General features: G+C 60.5%; 15 protein-coding genes and 1 pseudogene. 14 read left to right on the top strand and 2 right to left on the bottom strand.

The window, feature by feature from the left end:
- The first annotated feature begins 178 nt into the window (after positions 1 to 178).
- The 5 genes from FFS21_RS26190 (at position 179) to FFS21_RS26170 (ending at position 4,886) form a co-directional block, all read left to right on the top strand.
- Positions 179 to 814, top strand: coding sequence for a hypothetical protein (locus FFS21_RS26190; RefSeq protein WP_137927611.1), 636 nt, complete (start codon positions 179 to 181; stop codon positions 812 to 814).
- Complete coding sequence (locus FFS21_RS26185; RefSeq protein WP_137927610.1) at positions 811 to 2,814, top strand: TnsB C-terminal domain-containing protein; 2,004 nt, start codon at positions 811 to 813, stop codon at positions 2,812 to 2,814. The genes FFS21_RS26190 and FFS21_RS26185 overlap by 4 nt, the downstream gene beginning before the upstream one ends.
- Positions 2,815 to 2,843: 29 nt before the next feature.
- Positions 2,844 to 3,821 carry an AAA family ATPase gene (locus FFS21_RS26180; RefSeq protein ID WP_137927609.1) on the top strand — a complete coding sequence of 326 codons (978 nt, stop codon included), beginning with the start codon at positions 2,844 to 2,846 and terminating at the stop codon, positions 3,819 to 3,821.
- The gene (locus FFS21_RS26175) at positions 3,790 to 4,440 is read left to right on the top strand and encodes a hypothetical protein (RefSeq protein ID WP_171020495.1); all 651 of its coding nucleotides are present in this window, start codon (positions 3,790 to 3,792) and stop codon (positions 4,438 to 4,440) included. The genes FFS21_RS26180 and FFS21_RS26175 overlap by 32 nt, the downstream gene beginning before the upstream one ends.
- A gap of 188 nt (positions 4,441 to 4,628) precedes the next feature.
- On the top strand, positions 4,629 to 4,886 hold the full coding sequence (locus tag FFS21_RS26170; RefSeq protein WP_137927608.1) for a hypothetical protein: 258 nt from the start codon (positions 4,629 to 4,631) through the stop codon (positions 4,884 to 4,886).
- A 370-nt stretch (positions 4,887 to 5,256) separates the two neighbouring features.
- On the opposite strand, the gene FFS21_RS26165 is transcribed toward FFS21_RS26170, so the two are convergent.
- The gene (locus FFS21_RS26165; protein ID WP_137927607.1) at positions 5,257 to 5,478 is read right to left on the bottom strand and encodes a DUF2188 domain-containing protein; all 222 of its coding nucleotides are present in this window, start codon (positions 5,476 to 5,478) and stop codon (positions 5,257 to 5,259) included.
- Positions 5,479 to 5,906: 428 nt separating this feature from the next.
- Positions 5,907 to 7,580: a site-specific integrase gene (locus FFS21_RS26160; RefSeq protein ID WP_137927606.1), complete on the bottom strand. Its 1,674-nt coding sequence runs from the start codon at positions 7,578 to 7,580 to the stop codon at positions 5,907 to 5,909.
- A gap of 298 nt (positions 7,581 to 7,878) precedes the next feature.
- Here FFS21_RS26160 and FFS21_RS26155 point away from each other — a divergent pair, with 298 nt between their 5' ends.
- From FFS21_RS26155 to FFS21_RS26115, 9 genes and pseudogenes are all read left to right on the top strand, one after another.
- Complete coding sequence (locus tag FFS21_RS26155) at positions 7,879 to 8,319, top strand: Hsp20/alpha crystallin family protein (RefSeq protein WP_029306667.1); 441 nt, start codon at positions 7,879 to 7,881, stop codon at positions 8,317 to 8,319.
- 15 nt (positions 8,320 to 8,334) lie between these two features.
- Positions 8,335 to 8,742, top strand: coding sequence for an Hsp20/alpha crystallin family protein (locus tag FFS21_RS26150; RefSeq protein ID WP_029306668.1), 408 nt, complete (start codon positions 8,335 to 8,337; stop codon positions 8,740 to 8,742).
- Between the two features lie 203 nt (positions 8,743 to 8,945).
- Positions 8,946 to 9,515 (top strand): Hsp20/alpha crystallin family protein, encoded by a 570-nt coding sequence (locus FFS21_RS26145; protein ID WP_029306669.1) that lies wholly within the window; start codon positions 8,946 to 8,948, stop codon positions 9,513 to 9,515.
- 119 nt (positions 9,516 to 9,634) lie between these two features.
- Positions 9,635 to 10,024, top strand: coding sequence for a hypothetical protein (locus FFS21_RS26140; protein ID WP_029306670.1), 390 nt, complete (start codon positions 9,635 to 9,637; stop codon positions 10,022 to 10,024).
- Positions 10,025 to 10,165: 141 nt separating this feature from the next.
- Positions 10,166 to 12,106 carry a molecular chaperone DnaK gene (gene dnaK, locus FFS21_RS26135; protein WP_029306671.1) on the top strand — a complete coding sequence of 647 codons (1,941 nt, stop codon included), beginning with the start codon at positions 10,166 to 10,168 and terminating at the stop codon, positions 12,104 to 12,106.
- 91 nt (positions 12,107 to 12,197) lie between these two features.
- Positions 12,198 to 12,470 (top strand): hypothetical protein, encoded by a 273-nt coding sequence (locus tag FFS21_RS26130; protein WP_029306672.1) that lies wholly within the window; start codon positions 12,198 to 12,200, stop codon positions 12,468 to 12,470.
- 150 nt (positions 12,471 to 12,620) lie between these two features.
- A pseudogene (locus tag FFS21_RS26125) lies at positions 12,621 to 12,872 on the top strand (Hsp20/alpha crystallin family protein); the annotation flags it as partial.
- Positions 12,873 to 13,881: 1,009 nt separating this feature from the next.
- On the top strand, positions 13,882 to 15,225 hold the full coding sequence (locus FFS21_RS26120; RefSeq protein WP_029306675.1) for a nucleobase:cation symporter-2 family protein: 1,344 nt from the start codon (positions 13,882 to 13,884) through the stop codon (positions 15,223 to 15,225).
- 178 nt (positions 15,226 to 15,403) lie between these two features.
- Positions 15,404 to 16,489, top strand: coding sequence for a porin (locus tag FFS21_RS26115; protein ID WP_029306676.1), 1,086 nt, complete (start codon positions 15,404 to 15,406; stop codon positions 16,487 to 16,489).
- Positions 16,490 to 16,597 lie beyond the last annotated feature (108 nt).

Below are 16,597 nucleotides of genomic sequence, written 5' to 3'. Positions count from 1 at the left end.
CGTAGAGCGTATTAAATCTGTCACTACCCTTGCCGTTAGCTGACGCGGCTTAGCGCCGTTGTGTTGACACATTTGCTTCCACTCGAAACGCATTAAAAGTGTCAATTCGCATAAGTCCGTATTAAATCTGTCAATTCACCTCCTACACTTCGAATCCCATCCGTAAGCCCTTGATCTTATGGAAGATTCCCGGTCGATTGCGGGGCCGATCACCTTTGCTCGGCCGCGAGGTGCGCATCGGTTCGAAGCATTCAGCCCGAAGCTTGCGCGGCGCGTCATGTTCTATCAGCGCCCCGCCGTCGAACAGTGGCTGCTGCTGGAAGCAGATCCGGCAGTCGTTACGTTTTGCGAACGGCCGGGCTATGCGCAGATCGATGGTTGCCGCCGTCTCGCCGATTTCTGGGTTCGCTATGGCGATCGCGAGGAATTGGTCCTTCTTGATGATGCAAGATCCGAGGACGAGGTACCGGCTGCGGATAGCGATCTTGACGACAAAGCCCTTTCGATTCGGTACGTCGCCCTGGCTGAGCTGGCTGCCGCGCGTATTTGGATCGATAACTGGCAACGCATGCTGCCGTACCTGGTCGCAAACCGCGGTCTTGTCGCGCCAACGCTGCCTGGGGCAATCGTGCGCTTCCTTAAGGAACCTCAACGCCTGTTGGCCATCGAGCGCGAATTCTCGACGGGTGATCCGGTCCTGGTTCGCGCGGCGCTGTTCGGCTTGCTGCATGTTGGTCGAGTCACCGCACAGGAACTGCGGACCCAACCGCTGTCATTGCTCACGATGTTCGTGGCCCAGGAGGCGAAGTCATGAACCGTCGCAAACCGGCGCTGCAGTCCGTCGATGCAAGTGCCTGGCCCACGGTAGCCTACACGGAGTTCGACGAAGCTGCTCGACGCGTATTCGAAAGGCGCCGGCAAGCGTTGGAGCAGTACGTGGCCGGGGCGCCAATCAAGGCCATCGAGCAAACGACGGGCGTCAATCGGCGACAACTGTACCGCTGGCTTGAGCGGGCCATGCAGGCGCATCCGGACGGCAGGCCATTTGGTTTTCGTGCACTGATGCACTACACGCGCATTACTCAATACGCGCGGGTGTGTGACGTGCAGATACGCGGCGAGCGCGGCAGTTGCGGGGCGGCTGGTGCCTTGTCTCAGCTGTTTGAACGCTACCCGGCACTGGCCGGCTGGCTGCTGCTCCAGGTCAAACAGCGCAAGGTCGTGCTTGAACAGATCCATACGGATGGGCGTTTGCGCACCCGGCTGCGCGGCTTGCAGGCGCTGCATGACGATTTTCTGCGTCAGTGTCGGGCCGTGGGCTTGACGGCCGCCAACTATCCGTTCAACACAGCGGGTCATGCGATTCGTTCGTTGTCGCGGCGATTGAAGGCCGAGCTGTTGCACAGTTTCGGGACGGCGGCTCGTGCGGCCGGTGCGTCGCACCTCAAGGGACTGCCACGCACCGGCACCACCGCAGCGTCTATCGCGACGCGCCCGTATCAGGTCGTCGAATTTGATGGTCACCGGCTCGACATCCGCCTCAAGGTGGTCGTTCGCGATCCGCTTGGATTTGAGCACGAATTTGAGATGGAGCGGGTATGGCTACTCGTCATGATCGACGTGTGTACGCGAGCAGTCCTCGGCTACCACATTGCGCTCGCCAGGGAGTACAGCCGCTACGATGTGATCAAGACCCTCGAGAACGCGCTGGAGCCCCATCGTCCACGAAGCTTCACCATTCCAGGCCTGACTTATGGTCCGCAGGATGGGTTCCCGTCGCAAAGGCTGCCGGAACTCGCCTATGCCACCTGGGAATCCATGAAGCTCGATAACGCGAAGGCGAACCTCGCCAACGAGACGCTGTCAGTCCTGTGCGAGTTTATCGGCTGCCTGGTTGATGCCGGACCCAGGTACAGCCCCGATGAGCGTCCGTACATCGAGCGCTTCTTTGGCACGATCGCCAGTCGCCTCTCCTCGCGCCTACCTGGCTATACGGGTTCCCACCCACGCGATCTGCGCCGGGCCCTGGCCGATCCCAAGGGAGACCTGTGCCTGTACGTGTCGCTTGGCGAGCTCGAGGAACTCGTCGAGTACGCCATTGCCGGCTACAACGGTATGCCACATAGTGGTCTGAACAATGCCACGCCGCTCGAAGCGATCGAGTACTTCGTTCGTGGTCGGGGGACGCTGGTGACATGGCTTGCAGATCAGCGCCGCAGAACCCTCTGCTTGATGCAGTCGGCTCGGCGGTGCCGCGTGCGGGCCTATCTCGACCAGGGGGTACGTCCGCACATCAACCTGCATGGCGTGCGTTATACCAACGGTGTGCTCGCGACCAGCACGCATCTGATCGGCCACCAGTTGCTGATCTACATGAACGCGGATGATCTGCGTAGCGTGCGCGCGTTCCTTGCCGACGGCACGGAATTGGGTGTGCTTGACGCACAAGGAGCATGGCGGGTGGTACCGCACAACCTCAAGTTGCGGCAGGAAATCCGCCGGCAAGCGGGCAAGCGACGCCACCACTCGGCCGGCGCAGCCAATCCGATTGAGACCTACGTGAAGGAAAAGGCCGCACAGGCGAAGAAGACCCGCAAGGCGGCCACGGAGCTTGCCCATGTGATGCGCCTGCTCGCGGCGGCGCCGACCACCCGCACACCCCCTGGTCCACCTCGACCGACCGACAAGCCAGCGGTGGCGCAACCTGCCACGCCCTCGGTGGACGTCGCGTCAGGGGCGGCGATTGCTGAGCCTTCGCCGCGCCTGACGGCACGGCCGCGAAAGCTCTCGATCGGTACCGGCCAGGTTTTCTAATCCCAGTCGATCTTGTCAGGAGGTGCATCATGTCGCTTCAGGTTCCGCGTCCGATTGACCCGTCGCTGCACCCGCTCGCCACCGGCAACTACAGGATTGCCACGCCGGCGATCGAGAGCTTCTATGAACTCGTCGAGCGGTGCCTGCGCTACCGGATCATGGGCGCGCTGATCCATGGGCCATCGCGTATCGGTAAGACCCGCGCGATCGAGTATGTACGCCTGTTGCTGGCGCGCAACCATCCGAAGATGACCACCTACCACGCGCAGTGCGAGCACAAGCCACGCCATGCCGAGGGGCCGTTCTTTGCGAACCTGCTTGCGGCCGTGGGGGATCCGGAGCCGAATGCCGGTGGCAATCCGTCAAAACGGATGCGCCTGTCCTTGAGAATTCGGGAAGCGGCCGCACGTGCCGGGAGTGGCACCGTCCTGCTATTTTGTGACGAAGCGCAGCGCTATAACGAGAACGAGTACGAATGGCTGCGCGACGTACACGACGCGCTCGATCGGCAGCAGATCAAGCTGTTCACTTTCTTGGTGGGCCAGCAGGAACTGCTCGCGCAAAAAACCGCGCTGCAGATAGCGGGGAAGACGCAGATTGTTGCGCGGCTGATGGTCGAGGAACTGTCATTCTATGGCATCCGCAATGCCGAGGATGTGGCTACGTGTTTGCAAGGTTACGACCAGACTGCGTACCCTGAAGGTAGCGCTTGGAGCTTCACGCGCTTCTATGTCCCGCAGGCCTTCTATAGTGGGTATCGACTGGTGAGCGATGCGGACACCCTGTGGCAAGCCTTTGAGGCGGCACACAACAAGGCATGTTTGCCTGGCCGACTGGCGATCCCGATGGAGTCGTTTGCACGGGCAGTCGAGATTCTCCTCAAGGAGAGCGAGATCCGCGACACGCTGGGATACTGCCCCGAGTCGGCTTTGTGGAGCTACGCGGTGCAGCATTGCGGTTACGTGCAATCGCGTCATGCCACCGGTCATGTGCTCGTCGCTGCCTAGGGGCTCGCGCCTCACGCCGCCGAGCTTCCCGATCCTCACGCTGGACGAGGGCCGATTGACTCCGGCGCTGGGGTACCTCTTCAACAAGAAGTGGATCGAGCCCTACGAGTCGCTTGTCTCAATCCTGTGGAAGTTCGAGAAGGCAAACGCGCTGCCCGGACACGTCGTGGCCCGGCTGTTGGGTGCGGACATCGATCCGTATGAGGGCGTCGTGCCGCAACTCGGGCTGATTGATCTGCGGCGGCTGCACGATACCCTGGCGATACCGATCCAGACGTTGCGTCTTGCACTCGTCCAGCCGAGTCAGCGGCGGCGCTATTGCAGCGTCTTCCGGCACTGTCATAGCTGCATGCTGGACGGGTATCACAGCGTCCTGCACCAGATTGAGAGCATTGCTGCTTGTCCAGCGCATCGCAAGCCGCTGGAGAACTCGTGTCGGCGCTGCGGCCACGAGGCACCGTATCTGCTCAATATCCGGCTTCTGGAGTCCCCCTATCGCTGCGCTCATTGCCGGGCGACCTATGGAGGGAAGGGATGGTCGCCTGATCATGTCCGCCCGATGAAGGCCGAGGCCCGCAAGTCGATCACGCGACGATACTTTGATCTGCATTTCGGATAGCGATGCAGTATCAAGCGGGGAAGGCCTGACCGTGCCCGTTTGGCGTCATCGGTGTGCAGGTAGATGGATTTGGTCGAGATGGGGAGCATGGGACAGGTTGTCGCGCCTAAGGCCGAGATAGCTTTAGGCGCCGTCAGGTGCGAACCTCATCGTGGTGCGGGACGTCCAAGATCTGTGGAGGCGGGAATATGAATACCCTTACCTACACTCTGGTCATTTACCGGCCCGATGGCCCCACCAACAAGAGCGAGCACGACATCTTCGTCAGCCGCGATTGGCAAGAAGTGGTGCACCGCACCGCGACCCTGCTCGACAAGAATGCCAGGCACGAGGCCTGTCAGCCTTGGAGTTATTGCCTTCTGGTGGATGGGCAGATTGCCGGCCCCTACACACGGGAACGGCTGGTGAGAGCCGCGACCAACTGCCGACGGCCGGTGCAGAAATGAACGGGGGCGCACGAGTATCGCTACTGCGCTCACCTGCAGCATCAGATCCTTCGCGCTCTGCGCGGGGGCGGGCTGGCGTCAACTTGCAGTGCGCTGCGCCTGTCGACCTCGCACGCTGACGAGTCAATGGGCGCCAAGCCTCTGGCACATGCTCGGTGCCCGCACACGGTCAAATGCGGCAGTGTCGGAATGTGCCGCGCACGCAAGTGCCTGCGGCGTTAGTCACACTTCAATGTCGTCGGTGACTTGTGGCTGCGGCATCGGCAGGGAGGGCGGCATGTGAATTGCGTGCGCTACTGCACTGCCGTACCGCAGTCGTTGGCCGGTCAGTTGACCGCCGGCTTGGCGCGCTGCACGAACGCGAGCGCGGTCAGATGCCCAACTGAGCGTCGCAGTCTCTGAAATCGAGGGCACTTGGCTCCTCGTTGACGCCGTCTATCGTCAGGAGAGCGTCCTCGGCCATTGCAATATGAACGCCTGCAGCTATGGCGGCGCCTTTTGATGGGTAGGTGAAGCGCTCACGTCCGTCATCCCTCTCCACTGCCCAATGTGCTTTTTCCGTAAGCATCACCCGAACTGTCGTAACAGGCATCCGAACACTCCTTGTTTCGTTGGTCACGTCTTTCTTTTAGGTTGTTCCAGCCCGAACTTGTGTAGGACGATTTCCTACTTTCGTGGATCGCGAAGTGCCAAGTCTCGCCTTCAATTCATTGGCCAGCTCTAGATGCTCTATTCGCTCCAAAAATGGGGCTGACAGTGCCGATCATTTCGGGAATGCCGATAAGCGTCTCAACCTACGCCTTTCTGATGCCCTGATGAGGATGCTGTGAAGTGCGGTAGCCAGGCCACTTGTCATAGCGCTGGCACCTGCGTCCCGGCGACGAGAGCGCCTAGCCGGTGCACGCGCAATAGCCAAGCCGCGCCAGTCCCCGGCGATGCGTCGAGGCCTGGCGCGTCTGGCTGCGCAAAGGGAATCGCGGCCGGCATACAGTGTTAGTGGTGTCGTGGCTCGGCGGCATCCTAGCGCCGGCGCCCGAAGGCCTGCTCCAACTGCTGGCTCCGCTGCATCTCGTCGTCGTGTAGGTAGGTCGAGGTGGTCGTGATGGACGCGTGCCGCAGGTTGTCGCGAACCGTTGTCAGCGTTGCACCCTGCGCCAGGGCTTGGGTCGCATGGGTATGCCGCATCCAATGGGGCGTCGCTCGGCCTAGCTTGTCGGCCAGCGCCGGATGATCGGTCTCGATGGCGTCGGCTGACAACCGGAAGAAGCGGCGCAGCACGTCGCGTAGGCGCGGCGTCGTGATCGCTACCGTGCCCTGCAGATTGGCCAGCAGCGGCATGTCCGGCTTCCAGTGTGCGGGCGTCACCGGTAGGCCGCGCTGCGCCAGGTACTGATCGAGCGCGTGACGGGCCAGCGGCGGCAGCGCGACCTTGCCGGGCTTGGCGCCTTTGCCGACCAGGTGCAGCCAACGTTCACCACGTGCGCCAATCTCGATGCCACCGAGCGTCACGCCCACCAGCTCGCCGGCGCGCAAGCCCGTCGCGTAGCCGAAATCGAGCAGGAAACGCAGCCGCTGCGCCGCCGGCACGGACCAGCCGTACGACCACTCGAGTCCGTCGGCAATCGCACGGATCAGCTCCCACTCGCCCGCGGTGAATGCCCGGGAGGCATCCAGCCCAGCCGCACGCGGGGCGCCACGCACCTTCACCCCGGCGAACGGGTTCGCCAGCACGTAGCGCTGCGCGATCAGCCAGCGGAACATCGCGCCCAGTACCGACAGCGCATAGGCGATCGAGCGCGGGGACAAGCCGCCGGTGAAGGGGCGCCATTCCGACGATGCGCGCGGCCGTGCCGGCGCGACCCAGTGCTGGTGTGGCGTGGGCCGGCGCAGGAATGCGCGATAGGCAATGGCGTCCTCGGTCGCTAGCGACGACAGCGCCTTGCCGCGCTCGACGATCGCCCACAAGAGGAGGCGCTCGGCTTCCCGGCGGTATGCGCGCGTTGTTTCGGCCGATTCGTGCAAGGTCAGCCAGGCGCTGATGGCCTCGTAGTCGTTGCCGGCATCGAGCGTGCACATCTGGCGCGGTGCCCGGAAGCCTCCGCGTGCTCCGTCGAGTTCATGTGGCAAGCGGATCTGCTCCCACGGCACGATTTGGGCTGGTGGCGCCGCCGCGATCAGGGCGCGCGCTCGTTCGGTGAGCCCGGGGTGCGCGGCAAAGAAGGCTTCGACCCGGCGCGCGCTGCCAGCGCCTAGTCCGGCAATGGCGGCCCACCAGCGCCGTCGGCGCGGCACGCGCACGGTCAGGTCGGCCAGCGTGCCGATCCCATAGGCGTGCAGCGCGACGGCCACGCGAGTAGGCAGCCACCAGGTGATCGGATCGCTGATCTGCGGCTCGGGGATGGGCAGCGACCGCAACGACTCCAGCGCACGTGTCACTGCCTTGCTGTGCTTCTCTCGCTCCGTTTCGCCGCAACGGAACAGCGTGGCCAAATCCTCGCGCCGGCGCTGCCGCGCGAACTCGGCAAGCTGACGGCGAATCGCTCCCAACACGCCACGCGCCGACCTGCCCGCCCCCAGCGCGTCGGGGCAATAGCGCTCGACAGCCTGCCGCGACGACGCTCCGGCGTACCAGGCGCGCAGGGCGGCCAGCGGGGCGGCGTCGGGAAAGTCGACCGTGATCAAGAAGTTCCGCATGGGACGCACCGCAAGTGATGAGAAGTTGGCTCGCCGACCGGGCCCGGCTCAATCTCACGGATAGCAGTTTGGCCAAGAAACGGCGCTGTATCGATAACAGGGGTTATCGGTATGGCTCGCTTTTGCGGCCGCACCGCAGCCCCCTTGAAATCGTCCTGCCCAGTTGCTATTTTAGTTTCGCTCAGGCAGTCGCGTCGTTGCGCGCTGCGTGTTTCTGTTTGTTTGCCAGCAGCTTGGCGGGTGGATGGGAGCGCGTAGGCCCCTTCGCCTCCTTGCTGCATCGAAGGAGGAAATGACCATGAGTGACCTTTTCTTGGGAACTGACCTCTTCAGCGAACTTGACCGCATGCAAAGGCAGATGGCGAGTTTGTTCGGCGGCTTCCCGTCCAGCCTTCGTACCGGACGCTTCGGGGCCTTTCCACCCGTCAATATCGGCTCCACGGACGACTCCATCGAAATCGTCGCATTCGCACCGGGCATCAAGCAAGACAAGCTCGAGGTGTCGATCGACAAGGGCTTGCTGACCATCAGCGGCGAGCGCGAGGCGGCGTATCCCGAGGACGATCCGGAGGCAAGGCTATACGCGCAAGAGCGGTTTGCCGGCACGTTCCGGCGCGTGGTCGAGTTGCCACAGGGTGCCGATCCCGACAAGGTGCAGGCGCGCTACGCCAATGGCTGCTTGTCCATTAGTGTGGGCAAGCGCGAGTCGTCAAAGCCGCGGGCAATCGCGATCCAGTAATGCCAGGAGACTGCCATGAACGATAGTACCGAAGTCGCCAAGCGCGACCCGAACGCGCTGGCACAACACGAGGAAGACCGGTCGACGCCGACCATGACACTGCTCCCCGCAGTCGACATCATCGAGGACCGCAGCGGCGTCACCCTCTGGGCCGATCTGCCAGGCGTGACCAAGGACAAGCTCGAGGTGAATGTCCACGACGGCAACCTCAAAATCGAGGCAGAGGCGGTCGTGCCGATGCCGCCTGGGCTGCGTGTACAACACGCGGAGATTCGCCAGCCGCACTTCGCGCGGGCGTTCTCGCTGAGTCCCGACCTTGATGCGGCGAAGATCGAGGCGAACCTGCAGGACGGGGTATTGAAGCTGACGATTCCGCGTCGCGACGAGGCCCGCCCGCGCCGCATTGAAGTCACCGTGGCGTGATGTGCCTCAGCTGAGGGCCTAGCTACGTTGCGGAGCTGGCGACGGTGGCGTCCGCGCGGATGCCACCGCCGAGCGGCGTGGAGCCGGCGGACAGCATTGTCAGCTCCGGTGCCACAACCCGCCGCGCCGGATCCGAGAAAGCGTCCGCCCCGGCTTCTCTTGGCGGGGGCACCGAAACACAGAGGCGTCGAATGGAGGACAACATGAAAACGGAACTGGGGAAATGGAACCCCTTCAAATTCTTGCGCAGGACGTCGACCGACAAGCCACTGGGGGCAGAGACCTCCAACGCTCCGGCGCCCCGGCACTGGCAGCCAGACTGGCCGGATGTGTCGCGGTTCTTTTCCGGCGATCCCTGGCGAGCGATGGGTGAGTTCCTGCACGAGCCGCTCGCGAGCTTCGGCGGTTTGGATCGTTGGTTCGGCGACTTCAGTTCCTCTCGCTTCCAGCCGCGGATCGACGTGGTCGATGATGGTACCGCGCTGAGGATCACCGCCGAGCTGCCCGGCATGGAGCGCGAGGAGGTGCAGACGAGCATCGAAGATGGCGCGCTGGTGCTGCGCGGCGAGAAAAAGCAGGACATTCGGAGCGAGGAAGATGGCTGCTACCGCCTGGAGCGGGCGTATGGCGCGTTCATGCGCAGCATTCCGCTGCCGGATGGCCTCGATCTGGACCACGTCGATGCCCGATTCGAACGAGGGCTGCTAACACTGCGCCTATCCAAGTCAGGCGCGCAGCCACCTGCTGCCGTCAGGAAAATTGAGATCAAGTAAGCGACTCGAAAATTGAGGAGCCTGAAGGGAATGTCTTGCGTAACAGACTGCGACGTATAGTCGGTTTGTCAACGGCTAGGCGTTCCGGCAAATCGGTGAATGGAGCTTAGGAGGTAACGATGGAATTTGATTCTGATTGGCTTACGCTGGGTAGACATCGGCTGAGGCTCAGGTGTGCACGCGGATTTCCTACGGAGAAAACACGGACAGTGGCGGAACTGGCGAGGATCGCCATCGAAAACAACTTGAGTGCAGCCGCTCGCCTAGTTGAAGTGTCCGCGACTGGACCAGGGGAAAACGCTTACACGATCACCGTTGGCACGACCTTCCCGAAAGACAGGGAAGCGGCTACCCATCTTGAGTTGGCGCTGGCCACGATGTTAGGCATTCCGGCCGACCACCTCAATATGGAGGTGGAAGTCATCAGCCAGGCTGAAGTGGATACACATTTTGGCGTGTATGAACGATGCCTGGCAGAAAAGCTTGGCATCGTGTTGCCCATTCAGTGAGATGCCAATGGATACGGCCAAATCCGCTGTGGCATAACCAAAGGTGGAGTACTGAAGGGGAGCGCGAGGCGTGCGGGCCGTGGTGAACAGTCAAACTTACAGGGAATTTCCGGGTTGGGAGGCGCTAGTCGCTTGAGCATCATGAGTAAGATCATCGGAATCGATCTCGGCACCACAAACTCGTGCGTGTCCTTGATGGAAGGCACCCAGGTCAAAGTCATCGAGAATTCCGAAGGCGCACGCACGACGCCGTCGATCGTCGCCTATATGAACGACGGCGAAATCCTCGTCGGCGCGCCCGCCAAGCGGCAGGCCGTGACGAATCCAAAGAACACGCTGTTTGCCGTCAAACGGCTGATTGGCCGCCGCTACGAGGACAAGGAAGTACAGAAGGACATCGGCCTGGTTCCCTTCACGATCTTCAAGGCTGGCAACGGCGATGCGTGGGTCGAAGTGCAAGATAAGAAGCTCGCCCCGCCCCAGGTCTCAGCGGAAGTGCTGCGCAAGATGAAGAAGACCGCCGAAGACTATCTCGGCGAAGCTGTCACCGAGGCCGTCATCACGGTTCCCGCCTATTTCAACGATAGCCAGCGGCAAGCGACGAAGGACGCCGGCCGCATAGCCGGTCTCGAAGTCAAGCGCATCATCAATGAGCCGACCGCGGCCGCTCTCGCGTTTGGGCTCGACAAGAAGGACAGCACAGACCGCAAGATCGCCGTGTTCGACCTTGGCGGTGGCACCTTCGACATTTCAATCATCGAGATCGCCAATGTGCAAGGCGAGAAGCAGTTCGAAGTGCTCTCGACGAACGGCGACACTTTCCTCGGCGGCGAAGATTTCGACCAGCGGATCATCGACTACATCATCCGCGAGTTCAAGAAGGATCAGGGTGTTGACCTGTCGAAGGACGTCCTGGCGCTGCAACGCCTGAAGGAGGCGGCGGAGAAGGCCAAGATCGAACTCTCATCCAGCCAGCAGACAGAAATCAGCCTGCCGTACCTCACGGCCGACGCCAGCGGTCCGAAGCATCTCAGCCTGAAGCTCACGCGTGCCAGACTCGAAGCCCTCGTTGAAGACCTGATTGAGCGCACGATGGAGCCGTGCCACATCGCCATCAAGGACTCCGGGGTGGCGCTGGACAAGATCGACGACGTGATCCTGGTGGGCGGGACGACACGCATGCCGAAGGTGCAAGACAAGGTCAAAGCGCTCTTTGGGCGCGAGCCGCGCAAGGACGTCAATCCCGATGAGGCGGTGGCAGTGGGCGCAGCGATCCAGGGCGCGGTGCTCACCGGTGACCGCAAGGACGTGTTGCTGCTCGATGTCACTCCGCTGTCGCTCGGCATCGAGACGCTGGGCGGCGTGATGACCAAAATGATCAACAAGAACACAACTATCCCGACCAAGTTCTCTCAGGTCTTCTCCACGGCCGAAGACAACCAGGCATCGGTGACCATCAAGGTCTTCCAAGGCGAGCGCGAGATGGCCTCCGGCAATAAGCTGCTGGGCGAATTCAACCTCGAAGGCATTGCTCCGGCGCCGCGCGGCGCGCCGCAGATCGAGGTGACGTTTGACATCGACGCCAATGGCATCCTACACGTGTCGGCCAAGGACAAGGCCACGGGCAAGGAGAATAGAGTCACAATCAAGGCGAATTCCGGTCTTTCCGAAAGGGAAATCGAAAAAATGGTGCAGGATGCAGAGGCACACGCCGCCGAGGACCGGCGGCTGCGGGAGTTGATCGATGCGCGCAACCATGGCGATACTTTGGTGCACAGCACGCGTAAGGCGCTGGCCGAATATGGTGAGAAGCTGGAACCGGGTGAGAGGGCGAAGATTGAATCTGCGATTAGTGAACTAGAGACGGCGCTAAAGACCTCCGACAAGGCCGAGATCGACTCCAAGATGCGAGCGCTCGCCGCGGCATCGCAAAGACTCGGGGAAAAGATCTACGCGGACGTGCAGGATGCGGATGGAGGCACCAATTCGAATGACTCCACCGGCGCCCGGGACGCAGCCAACGAGAAGAAAGGCGAGGAGGTGACAGATGTCGAATTCAAGGACGCGAATGCCAAACGGTAAGCCAGCCGACGCCATACGCGTCCGGGCTTGGGGAGTGTCCTAGACGCGGAGGGATTTGGCCAGGCACCGGACACTTGATTGGAGGCGAACCATGCGCACTTCCAAGACTGACTCGCGATGCGCGAGCGCCAACGAGATCCGCGAGATTGTCGGTCCAATTGATGGCGAAGTGATGGCACGAATTCTGGAAATAGAACCATCCATTGAGGACGTGCAACGGGCCTGCTGTTGGTTGTGCACCGACAATGACCGATCCCGCGACTCTAAGTTCGATCTGGGAGGAAAGACGGAGCGGGTGCTCGAAATTCTTGACGATGAGCTTCCGGATTTCGATTCGTCTGGCCATCCCCAGAATCCAAGGTAGACGCCCAGGGTGTTCGTGTGATTATCTGTATACCACCGCCCGACTGAGGCGGCTCGGATGTGGCACGTTGATTGTAATGGCTGCGGAGTCGCGGCTTCAGTGAAATGGCCCCTATCCGACTCTCCTGCCAGACCGTAGAGGAGGGATACGATGAACACTGACCCGAAGAAGTGGAGTCCCTTCAAGTTCCTTCGTGGCGCGGGGCGCAAGTCCGATGCGGACAGCCCGGAAGACCCACCGACCAGCGAGCAATGGCACGCCATTTGGCCTGAAATTCCCAGTTTCTTCTCGCGCGAACCGTGGCGTGAAGCTGAAGAGTTCTTTCACAAGCCGTTCGCCGGGCGCGGGGTCCTGGAGCGATGGTTTGGCGACTTCAGTTCATCGCACTTCCAGCCGCGCATCGTATCAACCTAGCCACGAAAGTCGAAGTCGAGTTGCTGACCCACGGCAAGGTGACGCGTGGGCAGGTGGGCATCGGCATCCAGGAGGTCGACCAGGGACTGGCACCGAGCACTCCGCGAACCGTTTGGCCTGCCGCGACCCGCGGGAGCGCACATCGCCTTGGTTGAGCCCAGTACGCCCGCGGCTGCGAGCGGACTCGGGCCGGGTTGGGTCACGCAGGGGGACAACGTGATTTTCGTCGCGTAGAACGGCGATGTCCCGTGGTTGCACTCGTCTGGCGCGATCGCCAGCATCCTTGGCGATCACAGCCGCCTTGAGAAACTTTCTGGCGTGGGCGGGTGTCGGGGTATTTCGACGAAAGCGAGTTTCGTACCGAAATGATAGTACAGGGATAATCAAGCTTATCTCTGCACTAACGACGACCGTGCGTCCATCCGTTCGGCTTCACCGATCTGCGCGGTGGGTGACGGTCTCAGAACGACCCAACACGGTCGCTTGTAGCTCCTCCCTTAGTCGGCAGGATCTAGTCGCAGAGCGGACATCGATCTGTACGAAAAGTCGAGACTTGCAAAGTCTCTCCTGGACGCTTTCAACCGCTCATCGATTGCCACGCCAGGCGCCCTGTAACAGTGCCTAGCGCACCAATACAGCAAAAGTAGCCCTCCATTTGCACCGCGCCCGCTCGTCGGGAAAACACCTATCACGGTAGTTATCTTCGGCACATTAGATCTGCTAATCTGGTATACCTAAACATATGATTGGTGAACCAGAGGAGTGATCATGCACGCCTGACCAGAGCCCCGATCCGAACCTGTCGGAACGAGGCACCCCTCGAGAGGTGTCCGGTCGGTTGGCTGGATCGAACGTGTCCACGTGACACGTGCAGTAAAAAATAGAGCCCCCAAAACATCAGGCCTAGATTCCCACCCCCTCTCCAGTGCACGGAACTGGGACGCCTTCCTATTTCCAGGAGGTCGTCGAACTGTTTCATTTACTTTGGAGATTCGAAATGCAACCGAGTGGCGTTGATAAAAAATTGGGAGGCCTGCCTCTCCTGATTCTCGGCTGTCAGCACGTGATGGTGATGTATGCAGGTGCGGTGGCGATCCCACTGGTGCTTGGCGCAGCCCTGAAGCTGCCGAAGGAGCAGGTCGCCTTCCTGATCAATGCGGACCTTTTTGCATGCGGCTTGGCTACCATCATCCAGTCACTGGGTGTTGGTCTATTCGGTATCCGTCTTCCCGTAATGATGGGCGTGACGTTCACGGCAATTGGACCGATGATCGCTATCGGCAGCGATCCCAACGCTGGTCTGCTTGGCATCTTTGGTGCCACGATTGGTGCTGGTCTGTTTGGGATAGTCGTTGCCCCACTTGTTGGGAAACTCTTGAGGTTTTTCCCGCCGGTCGTAACCGGTACGGAGATTCTCGCTGTTGGGTTGTCGCTCATGGTTGTAGCTGCCGCCTGGTCAGCAGGAGGATTCGGCAACCCCGACTTCGGCAATCCGCTCTACCTTGGTATTGCAGCTACCGTCCTGGTATCGATTCTTCTGTTGGTGCGGTACACCCGCGGATTTCTCAACAACATTGCCATCTTGCTTGGTCTGGCCATCGGCTTTCTCATTTCCGGAGCTGCTGGACAAGTATCCCTCGGAGAACTGAACGAGGCACCTTGGTTCGGTTTCATTCTGCCGTTCCACTTTGGCGCGCCAAAGTTCAGCTTCTGGCCCATTGCAGCGATGTGCATCGTGATGCTGGTGACGTTTATTGAGTCGACGGGCATGTTTCTCGCACTTGGTGAGATCGTCGAGAAGCCGGTCTCGGAGAAGGACTTAGTTCGGGGATTCCGCGCCGATGGCGTTGGCACGATGATTGGGGGCATCTTCAATACGTTCCCCTACACATCCTATGCGCAGAACGTTGGCTTGGTCAGCGTTACCGGGGTCAGGAGCCGTTGGGTATGTGCTACCGCCGGCGTCATCTTGATGGTCCTGGGCCTGTTTCCAAAAGTCGCTGTCCTCGTTGCGTCGATTCCACCGTTCGTTCTTGGTGGTGCCGGTATCGTGATGTTCGGCATGGTCACTGCGAGCGGCATCAAAGTGCTGGCTCGTGTGGATTTTCACAACGTAAAGAACCTGTACATCGTTGCCATCAGCATCGCGCTAGGCATGCTTCCTGTCGTGTCGCCGAAATTCTTCTCGCGGCTTCCACACGAGCTTGCTCCAATCCTGGAGAGTCCGATCCTTCTAACGGCTATCTCGGCAATTCTCCTGAACATCTTCTTCAACGGACTCGGTGACGCAAAGGAAGCACGAGCTTCACTGATGGCGACCGCCAAAGAAGCAGACCTCTAACAATTCCCCTCGAATCGCCATCGCACTCTTTGTGCGATGGACCTCTCGTGCTGAGACCTTTATCCGGAGGTCGCAAGGGGAGTCCTTTGCCTATTTGATGTCATTTTTGAACGGTAAAGGCGACGCTTGAGAGGATCGAGGGACGATTTCCGGAAGTATCAATCCTCACCTTAGAGCCATGAAAACTCAATTTCGATTCAGGAACACTCGGGTCGCCACGCTCACATTCTTCTCGGGAGCGATGTTGGCGAGCAGCGCGATGGCGCAGTCCAGCGTAACGTTGTATGGACAGGTCGATAGCTACATCGGCACAACGCGAACACCAGGGAGTGCTCGGTCATACATCGTTGGCGGCGGGGGCATGCAGACGTCCTACTGGGGGATCAAAGGCACCGAAGACCTTGGTGGCGGTACAAAGGCGATTTTCGACCTCAATGCGTTTCTGCGGGTGGATACCGGGAAAGGCGGGAGCTACGATGGAGAACCATTCTTTGCCCGCAACGCTTATGTGGGCATGGAAAACTCAAGCTACGGCACCGTCCGACTGGGTCGTAACACAACACCCTACTTTGTCTCTACCATCCTTTTCAACCCGATGATCGACTCATATGTCTTCGGGCCGGCAATTAGCCACACCTACCTCTCTGCAAACAACGGCACGTTATTCGATCCAGGCATCTTGGGTGACACCGGCTGGGTCAATTCTGTCGTCTACTCCACTCCCAATTTCAACGGGTTGACCTTCAACGCAATTTACGCGTTCGGTGAGCAACCAGGTTCCATCGGCCAGAATAAGTGGGGCGGAAATGTCACCTACTTCAAGGGCCCCCTCGCTGCCACCGTTGCGTTTCAGCAGGTCAAATTCAACACAACGCCAGGTGATGTCACCTCTCCAGGTTCGCTTGTTGGCTTCCGCAAACAGAACGCGGCGCAGGCGGGCATCAGCTACGACTTCAGCGTTGTCAAAGTTTACGCTCAAGGGCAGTACATCAAGTCGGACGTGAACGGCCCTTCCGGGAATCTGAAGCACATTGATGCCTTAGCCGGCGTCGCGATTCCGATAGGCGCTGGTAGCCTGCTCCTCACTTACGCCTACGGTAAGTCGGAAAACGACATTGCTTCCTTCCGGCGAAACACGGGATCGATCGCGTACGACTACAACCTGTCGAAACGGACGGATCTATACGCTGCCTACTACTACGACAAGTTGACCGGGCAGGCTCATGGTGACACAGCCGGAGTTGGCATCCGTCACAAGTTCTGACAGCACACGACAAGGTCGGCCAGTCTTTGGACTGGCCGCTTGCATTTGCGAAGCATGGGGAGGCTGAAAGTCGTGAGGCGGAGGAAAGATCGTCGCCTTAGGGTTGAG

Origin of the sequence: Cupriavidus sp. 2SB (assembly GCF_005503625.1) — a bacterium.
In the GTDB taxonomy this organism is placed as follows: domain Bacteria; phylum Pseudomonadota; class Gammaproteobacteria; order Burkholderiales; family Burkholderiaceae; genus Cupriavidus.
This window is presented reverse-complemented; position numbering and strand designations above follow the sequence as displayed.